Source organism: Nocardia inohanensis NBRC 100128 (genome assembly GCF_001612945.1).
In the GTDB taxonomy this organism is placed as follows: Bacteria; Actinomycetota; Actinomycetes; order Mycobacteriales; family Mycobacteriaceae; genus Nocardia; species Nocardia inohanensis.
In genome coordinates this window covers 17,863-30,611 of sequence record NZ_BDBK01000023.1, presented here as the reverse complement: position 1 = coordinate 30,611, position 12,749 = coordinate 17,863, and the positions used below count along the sequence as shown (strand labels likewise).

General features: G+C 67.3%; 11 protein-coding genes. 8 read left to right on the top strand and 3 right to left on the bottom strand.

Features of this window, described 5'->3' with window-relative positions; translation table 11 throughout:
• Positions 1-177: 177 nt before the first annotated feature.
• Entirely contained in the window at positions 178-1,347 is a 1,170-nt protein-coding gene (locus NI1_RS36690; RefSeq protein WP_067831012.1) for a globin domain-containing protein, read from the top strand.
• Positions 1,348-1,350: 3 nt separating this feature from the next.
• Here NI1_RS36690 and NI1_RS36685 read toward each other — a convergent pair whose 3' ends face one another.
• From NI1_RS36685 to NI1_RS36675, 3 genes are all read right to left on the bottom strand, one after another.
• Positions 1,351-2,136: an FAD-binding oxidoreductase gene (locus tag NI1_RS36685; RefSeq protein WP_084524264.1), complete on the bottom strand. Its 786-nt coding sequence runs from the start codon at positions 2,134-2,136 to the stop codon at positions 1,351-1,353.
• Between the two features lie 122 nt (positions 2,137-2,258).
• Positions 2,259-3,419 carry an FAD-binding oxidoreductase gene (locus NI1_RS36680; protein WP_067831008.1) on the bottom strand — a complete coding sequence of 387 codons (1,161 nt, stop codon included), beginning with the start codon at positions 3,417-3,419 and terminating at the stop codon, positions 2,259-2,261.
• Positions 3,420-3,554: 135 nt separating this feature from the next.
• Positions 3,555-4,532, bottom strand: a complete 978-nt coding sequence (locus tag NI1_RS36675; RefSeq protein WP_067831005.1) for an NADP-dependent oxidoreductase — start codon at positions 4,530-4,532, stop codon at positions 3,555-3,557.
• Between the two features lie 201 nt (positions 4,533-4,733).
• On the opposite strand from NI1_RS36675, the gene clpB reads away from it, so the two are divergent.
• The 7 genes from clpB to NI1_RS36640 all read left to right on the top strand — a co-directional run bounded on the left by clpB (position 4,734) and on the right by NI1_RS36640 (position 12,749).
• Positions 4,734-7,289 carry an ATP-dependent chaperone ClpB gene (clpB, locus tag NI1_RS36670; RefSeq protein WP_067831080.1) on the top strand — a complete coding sequence of 852 codons (2,556 nt, stop codon included), beginning with the start codon at positions 4,734-4,736 and terminating at the stop codon, positions 7,287-7,289.
• A gap of 113 nt (positions 7,290-7,402) precedes the next feature.
• Positions 7,403-8,236 carry a DUF5666 domain-containing protein gene (locus tag NI1_RS36665; RefSeq protein WP_067831078.1) on the top strand — a complete coding sequence of 278 codons (834 nt, stop codon included), beginning with the start codon at positions 7,403-7,405 and terminating at the stop codon, positions 8,234-8,236.
• A gap of 56 nt (positions 8,237-8,292) precedes the next feature.
• Positions 8,293-9,405: a TtfA family protein gene (locus NI1_RS36660; RefSeq protein ID WP_067831002.1), complete on the top strand. Its 1,113-nt coding sequence runs from the start codon at positions 8,293-8,295 to the stop codon at positions 9,403-9,405.
• Between the two features lie 144 nt (positions 9,406-9,549).
• Positions 9,550-10,362, top strand: a complete 813-nt coding sequence (locus NI1_RS36655; protein ID WP_067830999.1) for an SDR family NAD(P)-dependent oxidoreductase — start codon at positions 9,550-9,552, stop codon at positions 10,360-10,362.
• A gap of 8 nt (positions 10,363-10,370) precedes the next feature.
• Positions 10,371-10,916 carry an orotate phosphoribosyltransferase gene (gene pyrE / locus NI1_RS36650; protein ID WP_067830996.1) on the top strand — a complete coding sequence of 182 codons (546 nt, stop codon included), beginning with the start codon at positions 10,371-10,373 and terminating at the stop codon, positions 10,914-10,916.
• Between the two features lie 88 nt (positions 10,917-11,004).
• Positions 11,005-12,063: a beta-ketoacyl-ACP synthase 3 gene (locus NI1_RS36645; protein ID WP_067830993.1), complete on the top strand. Its 1,059-nt coding sequence runs from the start codon at positions 11,005-11,007 to the stop codon at positions 12,061-12,063.
• Complete coding sequence (locus NI1_RS36640) at positions 12,063-12,749, top strand: lysoplasmalogenase (RefSeq protein WP_067830991.1); 687 nt, start codon at positions 12,063-12,065, stop codon at positions 12,747-12,749. The genes NI1_RS36645 and NI1_RS36640 overlap by 1 nt, the downstream gene beginning before the upstream one ends.

The window sequence follows — 12,749 nt, the reverse complement described above, 5'->3', positions numbered from 1 at the left end:
TGAATACCCGCAAAGTTCAGGTTTTCGAGGATTAAAGGGCGTGTTATTGAAACGTCCCGTTCCGTTGCTGGCTAACCTCGCCTACACTTGCTGAGCAACGGCTGCTGTCGAGTGTCCCGCAGCACTGCACTCGCCGGTCTTGCTTGTGTTCGAGTGCGAAATGGGGTTGTGACACAAATGGATTCGCGGACCGTCGCATTGATTAGAACGACGTTCAAGGCGGTTGCTGCGGAGGACGGTGGCCCCGAGAAACTCGCCCGATCGTTCTACGCCATCCTCTTCACCGACTTCCCACAGGTTCGCGACTTCTTCCCCGCCGCGCTGGACGCCCAGCGCGACCGGCTGGTGAAGGCCATCGCGTACGTGGTGGACCGGCTCGAGGAGCCGAACAAGCTACTGCCCTTCCTGGCCCAGCTCGGGCGCGACCATCGCAAGTACGGCGTGGTGGCCGAACACTATGCGGCCGTGGGCAAATCACTCAAGGCGGCGCTGGAGGCGTACGCCGGCACCGAGATGTGGACCGAAGAGGTCGGGCGGGCCTGGGACGAGGGTATCGGCATCATCGCCGACACCATGATCAATGCCGCCGAGCAGGAGAGCACCCCGCCGGTCTGGACCGGCACCGTCATCGAACATCGGGAAGTACTGCGCAATCTCGCCGTCGTGCGGCTGCAACTGGACCAGCCCATGCAGTACGCGGCCGGCCAGTACATGAGCGTGCAGATCCCCTCGCGTCCGCGCATGTGGCGCTACCTCTCACCGGCCATCCCGGCCAACCCCTCGGGTGAGATCGAATTCCACATCCGTGGCGTCACCGGCGGCTGGGTGAGTCCGGCCATGGTCGGGCACACCCGCGTCGGTGAACAATGGCTCATCGGGTCGCCGCTCGGCGGGCTCGGCGTGCCTCGCAATACCCGCCGCAAAATGCTCATGATCGGCTGCGGCACCGGCATCGCGCCGCTGCGTGCCCAGCTCATGGCGATGACCATGCGCCGCTCCAACCCCAAGGTCGACCTCTTCGTCGGCGGCCACTACCCGTGCGATCTCTACGATCTCGAGGTGCTCGACCAGATCGCCCAGGCCAACAAATGGCTGACGGTCACCCCGGTCACCGAGAGCGATGAGAACCCGTGGTGGCAGGCCGACGCCGCCACCGATCTGCCCGACCTGTCCTGCCTGCAACCGCGGCAGGTCGGGCAGATCGGCAAAATCGTTGCGAGCTACGGCAATTGGGAAGACCGCGACGTGCAGATCGTCGGCTCACCCTCCATGGTGCAGACCACCAAATTCCGCCTGATGGCCGCAGGCACCCCCACCAAGAACATCCGCCACGATCCCCTGTTCTAGAACTCAGAACCCTTCGTAGCGAATGGCTTCCGGGGCAGTCCCGGAGGCGATGAGCCGTTCGACGGTGGAGTGCACGGCCGCCGAACCGCCGCAGACCAGCACCTGGTGCTGATCCAGCGGCCCGAACCGGCCCACCACATCGGCGAGTTCGCCCGGCAGCATCTCCTCGGGGCTGAAACCGATATCGACCCGGCACTGTTCGTACCAGTTGTCCATGCGCGGCGGGTCGTACTCGTCCTGGACGACGGGAACCACTGTCAGCCAGGGCAGTTCGTTCGCCAGCAGGTACAGCATGTCCGAGGCGTACAGGTCCCTCGGATAGCGCGCGCCTACGAAAAGGGTTACCCGCTGCGGGTTCTCGCGCCGCGAATGGTCCAGCAGCAGTGCGCGCAACGGCGCGAGACCTACGCCGTCCGCGATCATGACGATCTCCGGTGCGTACGGATCGACGGCCAGCCAGCCGGTCGGCGCGCTGATCCGCCACTCGTCCCCGGCGCGGGTATCCGAGACCAGCGATCCGCTGCACCAGCCACCCGGCACCGTCCGGATATGGAACTCCAGCTTCCCGTCCATCGACGGCGGCAGCGCGGGGTACAAGCGCCGCACCATATTCGGATGCTGCGGGGTGCGCACCTCCACCGACTGCCCGGCCGCGAACGGCACGAACTCGCCGATCAACCGCACCACGGTCAGATCGTCACGCAGCCGGTGCGCGCCGACCACCGTCGAGGTCCACTCGGTCTGCTCGCCGAGCGCGAGCGCGCCGGTCTGGTCCGGGCCCAGGGCCACCGTGTCCTCCTGATCATTTCAAAGCTTGCCCGTCATCCCGGCATGCTCTCAGCCGGGATCCACACCCCGGCTGGCGTGTGGATTCCGGCCAAAAGCACGCCGGAATGACGAGTGGAGCAGTCTCATACGGGATCGCACTGGATGATCGATTCGGGCGTGCCGACCGACATGAGCGCGCGCTTGGTGTCGGCGATCATGCGGGCCGACCCGGCGATCTGGATCTGCCGATCCGTCCACCCGCCGAAACTGGCCACCACCGCTCCGAGATTACCGATCAACCGCCGGTGCATGCCGAAGGGCGTATCCGCGGGCGGATAGGGATGCCACCAGGGATTGGTCTCGTTCTCGCACACCGGCACCACGGTCAGCCACGGGTTGGATTGCGAGAGCTGCCAGAGGTTTTCGACATCGTAGAGGTCACACGGGTAGCGCCCGCCGACGAACAGGTGCACCCGCGGATTGATCCCGCGCCGCCCCATCTCGATCAACTGCGCGCGCAGCGGGGCGATCCCGGTCCCGGAGCCGATCATCAGCACATCGCGGCGGCTGCTCAGATCCACGTGCAGCCCGCCCAGCGGCGCCGCGATCATCCACCGGTCGCCGACCTGTGTCTCGTTCACGATGGCCGGGCTCACCCAGCCGGTCCGCACCTTGCGCACATGGAATTCGATCTCGCCGTACGGGTTGGTCGGAATCGCGGGGGACAGGTAGCGCCACATCTTGGGCCGCTGCGGAATCGCGATCGGCACGTACTGCCCCGCCAGATACGGAATCGGCGTATCGGATTGCAGGCGCACGATGGCCAGATCGTCCACCACCCGCCGGTGCCCGACCACGGTCGCCTCCCAGAAGGGTTGCGATTTGTCGGAATTCGCGCCGATGGCCATCGACGCCGAAATCAGGATGGTGATGTCCCGCCAGCCCTCTTCCAGCCCGCGATGCCAGTTCGCGGCCCCGTTATAGCTGCGGAACGCCGCCAGCAGCGCCCGCCCCGCGATGTCGTAATGCGCGGCCTCCACCCCGTATTTGCGATGGTCGCGCGCGAGTTGTTCCAGGAATCGTTGCGCTCGGTCCCAGTTCTCCAGATTGTCCAGGACGAACTGGATCGCGGTGACCAGCCGTTTGGGCTGCATATCCATGGCCGAGGGGAAAAGCTCCCGCAGGGCCGGAATCTCCGCGAACAAATGGCCGTAGAACGCGCTGATCAGTCGTTCGGGACCATGGGGGACCTCGACGACTGTCCGGAAGTTTGCGCGGACCAGCGCTGCCGTACGCGCATCCACGACGACGAACTTTCCTTCCTGTGCTGCTCAACCGGGACACACCAGGTTTCCGGCGGTCCTCCGCGTTCAGTATCCCTGAAAAAACGGTGGTCGCACGGATATAGCCGACGCCGATCGATTTGCGTAACCCGGGGTTCAGACAACCAGTACGGTTTTGCCGCGGGCGCCGGCGGCGCCGACGACTTTCCCGGCGTCGGCCAGGGGCGGGGTGGCGTCGATGGGGATGACCAGTTCGCCCTTCGCCGCGAGGTCCAGCAGTCGCGCCAATTGTGGTGCGCCACCGCTGGATTCGAAGTTACCACCGGAGATGTGGCGCGACTTCAGCAGCGTCTCGTCGGCCGCCCATACGGTCGAGTAGAGGGCGCCGCCCGCGCGCACCAGCAGGGTCAGCTCGCGCAATTGCTCGGCATCGCCGACCAGATCGAAGAGCACGTCGACGCCGCCGGGATGGGTGGCTCGCACCTGATCGGTGATGCTCGCCTCGTAGCGGGCGGGCTCCGGCGCGTCCGATGCGGGCACCCGCACGCCGTAGTTGACGACCTCGGCCGCGCCCAGCCGGATCATCCGGTCGGTGTCGTCGGGCCGGGCGGTGGCTATGACATTGCCGCCCGCCGTCGTGGCCAGCTGCACCAGGAATGATCCGACCCCGCCCGCCGCGCCGATGATCAGCACGGACTGGCCTGCGGTGATACCCGCCGCGTCAACCAGATCCAGTGCGGTGATGGCGGCCGTCGGAAGCGCCGCGGCCTGAATCGAACTCACCGCGTCCGGCACCGCCGCGATGGTGGATCCCTCCGGCACCACGATGTATTCGGCCCAGGTGCCGTGCCCGATCGGCGGGATCAGGAATTTGCCTACCACCCGATCGCCGGGCTGGAAGGAGGTCACCCCGTCCCCGATCGCCGAGACCGTCCCGGCCCCGTCCACCCCGGGAATCATCGGGAAGTCGTAGGGCACTTTGCCGTCCAGGAACCCGTCGATCAGTCGTTTGTCGAACGGATTCACGCCGGCCGCTTCCAGGGCGATCTGGATCTGCCCCGCCCCGGCCTCGGGTTTCGGCATGTCCTCGGGTTGCGGCCGGCCGCCGAAGTCCTGTACCACGATCGCGCGCATGGGCCTGCTCCATTCGTTCGGGTTACCGGTACGGACGAGCTGAATGTGATGCGTCAACGAACGGTGCCATCCTAACGCGGCGCGTAACGTTGTCCGGGGACCAAGGACCCTGGCGGGACGGCCCGAAACTAGTCAGACTTGAGCGGAACAGACTCAACTCTCATCGCGTTGCATGAGTAAACGACTAGTAGGAAGGTGCACGTGGACTCGTTCAATCCCACCACCAAGACCCAGGCGGCGCTGACCGCCGCCCTGCAAGCGGCCTCCGCCGCGGGCAATCCGGAGATCCGTCCGGCGCACTTGCTGGTGGCGTTGCTGGATCAGACCGATGGCATCGCCGCCCCCTTGCTCAAGGCCGTCGGCACCGATCCGGCGACCGTGCGACGCGAGGCCCAGGACATCGTCGACCGCCTGCCCAGTGCCAGCGGCCAGACCGCCACCCCCAATCTCGGCCGGGAAGCCCTCGCCGCGGTCACCGCCGCGCAGCGCCTCGCCACCGAGATGGGCGACGAGTACGTCTCCACCGAGCACATGATGGTCGGCCTTGCCAAGGGCGATTCGGACGTGTCGCAGCTGCTGCTGAAGTACGGCGCGACCGCCGACGCCCTGCGCGACGCCTTCACCACGGTGCGCGGCAATACCCGCGTCACCTCCGCCGATCCCGAGGGCCAGTATCAGGCGCTGGAGAAGTACTCCACCGACCTGACCGCCGCCGCGCGCGACGGCAAGCTCGACCCGGTCATCGGCCGCGATACCGAAATCCGGCGCGTGGTACAGGTTTTGAGCCGGCGCACCAAGAACAACCCGGTGCTGATCGGCGAACCCGGCGTGGGCAAGACCGCCATCGTGGAGGGGCTGGCGCAGCGCATCATCGCCGGTGACGTGCCGGAGTCCCTGCGCGGCAAGAAGCTGGTCTCGCTCGATCTGGGCGCGATGGTCGCCGGTGCGAAGTATCGCGGTGAGTTCGAGGAGCGGCTCAAGGCCGTGCTCGAGGAGATCAAAGACAGTGCGGGACAGATCATCACCTTCATCGACGAGCTGCACACCATCGTGGGTGCGGGCGCGACCGGTGAATCCGCCATGGACGCGGGCAATATGATCAAGCCCCTGCTGGCCCGCGGTGAGCTGCGCCTGGTCGGCGCGACCACCCTGGACGAGTACCGCAAGCACATCGAGAAGGATCCGGCGCTGGAGCGCCGCTTCCAGCAGGTGCTGGTCGGCGAGCCGTCGGTGGAGGACACCGTCGGCATCCTGCGCGGGCTCAAGGAGCGGTACGAGGTGCACCACGGCGTGCGCATCACCGACTCCGCGCTGGTGGCCGCCGCGACCCTGTCCGATCGCTACATCACCTCGCGGTTCCTGCCGGACAAGGCCATCGACCTGGTGGACGAGTCGGCCTCGCGGCTGCGCATGGAGATCGATTCCCGCCCGGTCGAAATCGACCAGGTGGAGCGGGCGGTGCGCCGCCTCGAGATCGAGGAGATGGCCCTGGCCAAGGAGACCGACGAAGCCTCCAAGGCGCGGCTGGAGAAGCTACGCTCCGAGCTCGCCGACGACCGCGAGAAGCTCAACCAGTTGATGACCCGCTGGCAGAACGAGAAGCAGGCCATCGATTCGGTGCGCGGGCTCAAGGAGCAGTTCGAGGCGCTCAAGGGCGAGTCCGAGCGCGCCGAGCGCGACGGCGATCTGGGCAAGGCCGCCGAACTCCGGTACGGGCGAATCCCCAAGCTGGAGAAGGAGCTTGCCGAGGCCGAGGCGAAAGCCAAGACCGCTTCCGACGGCGACGTCATGCTCAAGGAGGAGGTCGGACCGGACGATATCGCCGAGGTGGTGTCGGCCTGGACCGGTGTGCCCGTGGGCAAGATGATGGAGGGCGAGACCCAGAAACTGCTCCGCATGGAGGAGGAACTGGGTCACCGAGTGGTCGGGCAGAAGGAAGCCGTGCAAGCGGTTTCGGATGCCGTGCGCCGCGCCCGGGCCGGGGTCGCCGACCCCAACCGCCCGACCGGTTCCTTCATGTTCGTCGGTCCCACCGGTGTCGGTAAGACCGAGCTCGCGAAGGCGTTGGCGGACTTCCTCTTCGACGACGAGCGCGCCATGGTGCGCATCGACATGTCCGAGTACAGCGAAAAGCACTCCGTCGCACGGCTGGTCGGCGCGCCCCCCGGCTACGTCGGCTACGACCAGGGCGGCCAGCTCACCGAAGCGGTGCGCCGGCGGCCCTACACCGTGGTGCTCTTCGACGAGATCGAGAAGGCCCACCCGGACGTCTTCGACATCCTGCTCCAGGTCCTCGACGAAGGCCGCCTGACCGACAGTCAGGGCCGCGCCGTGGACTTCCGCAACACCATCCTCATCCTGACCTCCAATCTGGGTGCGGGCGGCGACAAGGATTACGTCATGGCCGCGGTGCGCTCCGCGTTCAAGCCGGAATTCCTGAACCGCCTCGACGACGTGGTCATGTTCCACGCCCTCGACGAGGAGCAGCTGGAGCACATCGTCGACATCCAGCTGGACCAGTTGCAGAAGCGGCTGTCCCAGCGCCGCCTGAAGCTGGACGTCTCCGATTCGGCCCGATTCTGGCTGGCCGTGCGCGGATACGACCCGGCCTACGGGGCGCGGCCGCTGCGCCGGTTGATCCAGCAGGCCATCGGCGACACCCTGGCCAAGGAACTCCTCGCCGGTGAGGTGCAGGACGGTGACATGGTCAAGGTCAATGTGAGCCCCGCCGGGGACGCGCTGATCGTCGGCCGGTAATCGGATCGCGGATGCCCCGCCCGAGCACGACTCGGGCGGGGCATCCGCATGTGAAGCGTGCCGTGCGGTCGAGTTCGCGGCCGAGCGGTGTGCTTCCGCATACCCTGGAGGCCATGACTGATCCGAGCGATCCCTGGTCGCGGCGGCCCGCTGCCGATCCGGCGGATGGGCCTACCGAGAAGGTGGGTAATGGGCCGGGGCCCGGCTACACCTCGTCGCCCGGCGAGGCGTACGGATCGGCGGAGACCGTCAACTATCAGGCGGGCGCGCCGACCGAGTACTTCGGACAGCCGCCCGGACCGAATGCGACGCAGGTCTTTCCGGCGCACGACTCCGGCTGGGGTGCGTACGAGAACGGCACCGAGTACCCGCCCACCGCGGCCTACGGGTCCGCGACGCCGGGGTACGGCGGGCCGCTGCAATATCCACCGCAGCCGCCCGGCCCGCCGCCGCAGCCGCCGAAGAAGAGAACGGGTCTGTGGATCGGCCTCGGTCTCGGTGCGATCGCGCTGGTCGCCGTCGTGGGTGTGCTGGTGGGAAGCCTGCTGGCCGACAAGGATTCGCCGGACACCGCCGCCTCGGGCAGCACCACCTCGAACAATCCGCTGATCATCGTGTCGACCAAACCCGGCAGCGGCGGGACCTCCTCGATACCGCTGCCCAGCGGCATTCCACAGATCCCGGGCCTCGGCGATATCGACAATCTGGGTGCGAACATGGGCACCATCGCGAGCAATGACGGCAAGACGCTCACCGTCACCTCGCTGTCGGGCACTACGGTGACCGTGAAAACCGATGACAAGACCCAGGTGATCTCGCTCGGCAGCACGAAGGTGGCCGATCTTCCGGTGGGTGAGATGGTGATGGTGCAGGGCGACAAGAACACTGATGGTTCGATTCAAGCCAAGATCATCATCAGTACTTCGCTGCCCGGTGGGACGCGGTGAGCGAAAAGGCTGGCGCAGCGGGCAATCGGACCCTCGGCTGGATAGGGTAGGCGGCGATGACGGCAATATGGTTCGGGTTGGCGGCGATCGCGCTGGTGGGTGCGATCGTGCTGCTCTATTTCGATCGGCTGCAACGGCAGCGCCCCGGGCACGTCCGGCAGGTCTGGGCGAAATCCCAGGGCTACACCTACGTTTCGGTGGAGCCCGCGCTCGCCTCCACCTGGCGGCGCGGCGCGCTCGCCAAACTGGGCTACCTCTCCGCCGTGGACGTGGTCTCCGGAAACCGCAAGGGCGAGAAGTTCGTCCTGTTCGATCTGGAGGACGCCGCCACCCTGGTCGCGGTGCGCCGGCAGATCGGTTCGGATATCGATATCGACCTCCGGCTCAAGACCGCGGCCCCGCCCAAGGACCACGATCTGGAGCTGCTGGGCGCCATCGGCGATCGGGTGGTGTTCGCCACCAACCCCGACATCGCCCGGCACGCGGTGGATCAGCGCATGGTGGCGTTCATCGAATCGCTGCCCGACACCGTGCAACAGCTGTGGTCCGAAGGCAATTGGACGCTCGGCATGCTGCCGGTCGGCGCGGTCGCCAAGGACTGGGAGATGGCCGTCGACGCGGTGCTGCGGCTCTCCGGCCTGCTGCACGTGCTGCCGCCGGTGAACGCCGTCGACCGCGGTCGCGACGAATTGCCCGAACCCGGCCGTCCGGTATCGCTCGCCGACGACGAGGACTACGACGGTCACGACGAATTCGGCGACCTCGGTGACGAGCGCAAGCGTCCGGCCCGCGGACCCGAACCCGAGGACGCCGACGACGAGTACGGCCCGCTGGTCAACGACATCGCCGGCGAGGATGCCGAGGAGCCCGAATCCTGGCGTCCCGCACTGAAAGTCGTGCCCGATCCGCGAAACCGCCCGCGCCGCAACTGGCCTCCCGCCCCCGAGGACGAGGAGGAGTTCGAGGACGACGACGACCGCGATCGGCCCGCCCGCCCGCGTGACGAGGACGAATGGCGTGACGAACGCGCCGAGTGGCGCGACGAGGAACCCGAGGACGACGACCGCGAGCCCGAGGAGGGCTGGCGCAAGGATCAGGGCCGCAGCGCCCCGCCGGGTGGCCCGTTCCATCCTGGTTTCCGCCCGTACCAAGGACCCACGCCCCGGTGACGGGACGGTGACACGCGCCCCGGCATCGAGTTTTTCCGCCGGTGCGCGTGGATTCACCTCGGCGGTGCGCGCGAAGCACCAGAATGGTTGCGCAGTCTCGGTCATCGGCGACCGTGCCCGTAGTTTCCGAGTGATGGGTTGTCGATGATCGAGAGCTCTCCCGTTTCCCGCCTGCCCGGCGCGCATCGTCCGGTGGCCTTGGTCACCGGACCCACCTCGGGCATCGGCTTGGGATACGCCTCGCGGCTCGCCTCGCTCGGCTACGACCTGGTGCTGGTGGCCCGGGACGAGCAACGATTGGCGGCCTTGGCGCACGAGGTCGAGACCAGATACGGGGCGCGGGCGGAGGTCCTGCCCGCGGATCTGTCGAAGGAAGCGGATCGGGAGCGGGTCGCCGCCCGACTCGCCGCGGGTGTCGAATTTCTGGTCAACAATGCCGGTTTCGGTACTTCGGGCGAATTTTGGAACCTGACGCCGGAACTCCTACAGTCTCAACTGGATGTCAATGTCACCGCCGTGCTGCGGCTCACCCATGCGGCCCTGCCGCCCATGCTGCACGCCGCCAACGGCACCATCGTGAATGTGGCCAGCATGGCCGGGCTCGTCGCGGGCAGGGGATCGACCTACTCGGCCTCCAAGGCGTACGTCGTATCCTTCTCGGAAGGGCTGGCAGGCGGGCTGGCCGGAACCGGAGTCCGGGTGCAGGCGCTCTGCCCCGGACTCGTGCACACCGAATTCCACGAGCGAGCCGGCCTCGCGACGGCCAAGCTGCCGCGGCCGCTGTGGCTGGGCGTGGACGAAGTGGTGAACGGTTCATTGCAGGATCTCGAGAAGAACCGGGTGATCAGTGTGCCCGGCTTGCAGTACAAAACGATCGCCGCGGTCACCGGACTGCTCCCGCGGTCCGTGCTGACCCGCCTCAACCAGGGCCTGTTCAACGCACGCGGAAGGACATGAACACAGCAATGCAGGTAACGACGACCGACCGGGACAGACTCGCCGAGCTGGTACGCGACCTCGCCGTCGTGCACGGCAAGGTCACCTTGTCCTCGGGCAAGGAAGCCGACTACTACGTGGATCTGCGCCGCGCCACCCTGCACCACGAGGCCGCGCCGCTGATCGGCAAGCTGCTCCGTGAATTGGTCGCGGACTGGGACTTCGAATCGGTCGGCGGGCTCACCATGGGCGCGGACCCGGTCGCGGCGGCGGTCATGCACGCCCCGGGCCGTCCGATCAACGCCTTCGTGGTGCGCAAGGCCGCCAAGTCGCACGGCATGCAGCGCCAGATCGAGGGCCCGGATGTGGTGGGCAAGCGCGTGCTCGTGGTCGAGGACACCACGACCACCGGCAACTCGCCGCTGACCGCGGTGCGGGCGCTGCGCGATGCCGGCGCGATCGTGGTGGGCGTGGCGACGGTGGTGGATCGCGAGACGGGCGCCGACGACATCATCGCGGCCGAGGGACTCGAGTATCGCTCGATCCTGAGCCTCAAAGATCTGGCGCTGGGCTGAACGCAATCCGGCTGTGGGCTGAACTGGTCGCCTGAGTTAGCCTGAGGTGGTCATATTCTTCGATGGTGAAGGGTCGTGTGAGTCACCTGTGGTGAGCATTGCAATCAATCAGGGCAATCAGAATGTTGCGATGCTCGGCATCGGCGCTTACCGGCCCCAGCGCCTGGTCAGCAATGCCGAGGTGTGTGAACAACTGGATTCCACCCCGGAGTGGATCTTCGACCGCACCGGCATCCACAACCGGCGCTGGATCAGCGGTGACGAGACCCTGCGCACCATGGCCGTCGCCGCGGGTGATCGCGCGCTGAACAACACCGGCATCGACCGGTCGAAGATCGGCGCGCTCATCCTGTGCACCTCCAGCTGGCTCAAGCTGACCCCGCACGGCGCCCCGACCATCGCCGCCGATCTGGGGATGAACGGCATCCCGGCCTTCGACCTGACCTCCGGCTGCGGTGGTTTCGGGTACGGGCTGGGCGTGGCGGCCGACATGATCCGCTCCGGTTCGGCCGAGTACATCCTGGTCATCGGCGCCGAGACGATGACCGTGGGCCTGGATCCGACCGACCGCGGCACCGCCATGATCTTCGGTGACGGTGCGGGCGCGGTGGTGGTCGGGCCGAGCGAGGAAAACGGCATCTCCCCGACGGTATGGGGGTCCGACGGCGAGAACGCCGAGGCCATCGCCCAGGACGTCGATTTCCTGGAGTACATGCGCAAGGCGCAGGCGCTCCAGGGCACCGACCCGGCCGTCGAGCCGGTGGGCCGGATGTCGCTGCATATGGAGGGCCCCAAGGTCTTCCGCTGGGCCGCCGTCACCCTGCCGCGGGCGCTCTCCGGCGTGATCGAGAAGGCCGGCGTGGCCAAGGAAGACATCGAGATCTTCATTCCGCACCAGGCCAATGCCCGCATCAACGAGCTCATGAAGAAGAACCTCGGGCTCGCCGACGACATCCCGATGGCCAATGACATCGAGAACACCGGCAACACCTCGGCCGCGTCGATCCCGCTCGCCATCGAGGAGATGCTGGTGACCGGCAAGGCCAAGGGCGGACAGCTGGCGCTGCTGCTCGGCTTCGGCGCGGGCCTGTCCTACGCCGGTCAGATCGCCGTGCTGCCCCCGGCTCCGGCCGAACCCTCCTTCTGATGGCCCGCCCGTTCCGCGCCGCCTTCGCCGGCGCGGCGGCGGTGACGGTGTTCGGCGCCGTCACCGGCCGCGACAGCTTGCAGTGGGCCGCGAAGCCTTTGCTGATGCCGCTGCTGGCGGCGGATGTGGTCGTCAACGGCAAGGAGCTCGATCCGGTCGATCGCGGCGTGCTGCTCGGTGCGCTGGCCGCCGCCACGGTCGGCGACGTACTGCTCATCGAGCCGGACAACGATCGCCGATTGGTCGCGGGCGCAACATCTTTCGCGGTCATGCAGACCGGATACTCGTGGTTGTGGTTCCGGCGTGGCGGTCGTCCGCGCACCCGGGTGGCGGTGCCGCGGCTGGCGGCGTGGCTGGGTGCCGGTGCGCTGCTGCGGCTGCGGGCTCCGACCGTCGCCGCACCGTTGACCGCCTACGGCGCCACCCTGGGTACGGCGGCCACGCTGGCCTCCGACCCGGGATTGGCCCCCGGCGCGAAAAACATTGCGGGGCTGAATATCCCGGGCCGGGATCCACGCTCGCGGCTCGGCCTGGGCGCAACGCTGTTCACCCTCTCCGACGGCCTCATCGTGCTGCGCCGGATCTTCGCTCGCAGCGAGAAATCCCGGCGCGTCAGCGAGGGCGTCATCCTGGGTACTTACGCTGCGGCCCAATATCTTTTGGCCGATCCGCGGGCACACCGCTGA

Coding starts and splice junctions, on each gene's coding strand:
- NI1_RS36690 (WP_067831012.1), top strand. CDS start 178: ATGGATTCGCGGACCGTCGCATTGATTAGAACGACGTTCAAGGCGGTT.
- NI1_RS36675 (WP_067831005.1), bottom strand. CDS start 4,532: ATGCGCGCGATCGTGGTACAGGACTTCGGCGGCCGGCCGCAACCCGAG.
- NI1_RS36665 (WP_067831078.1), top strand. CDS start 7,403: ATGACTGATCCGAGCGATCCCTGGTCGCGGCGGCCCGCTGCCGATCCG.
- NI1_RS36660 (WP_067831002.1), top strand. CDS start 8,293: ATGACGGCAATATGGTTCGGGTTGGCGGCGATCGCGCTGGTGGGTGCG.
- NI1_RS36655 (WP_067830999.1), top strand. CDS start 9,550: ATGATCGAGAGCTCTCCCGTTTCCCGCCTGCCCGGCGCGCATCGTCCG.
- pyrE (WP_067830996.1), top strand. CDS start 10,371: ATGCAGGTAACGACGACCGACCGGGACAGACTCGCCGAGCTGGTACGC.
- NI1_RS36640 (WP_067830991.1), top strand. CDS start 12,063: ATGGCCCGCCCGTTCCGCGCCGCCTTCGCCGGCGCGGCGGCGGTGACG.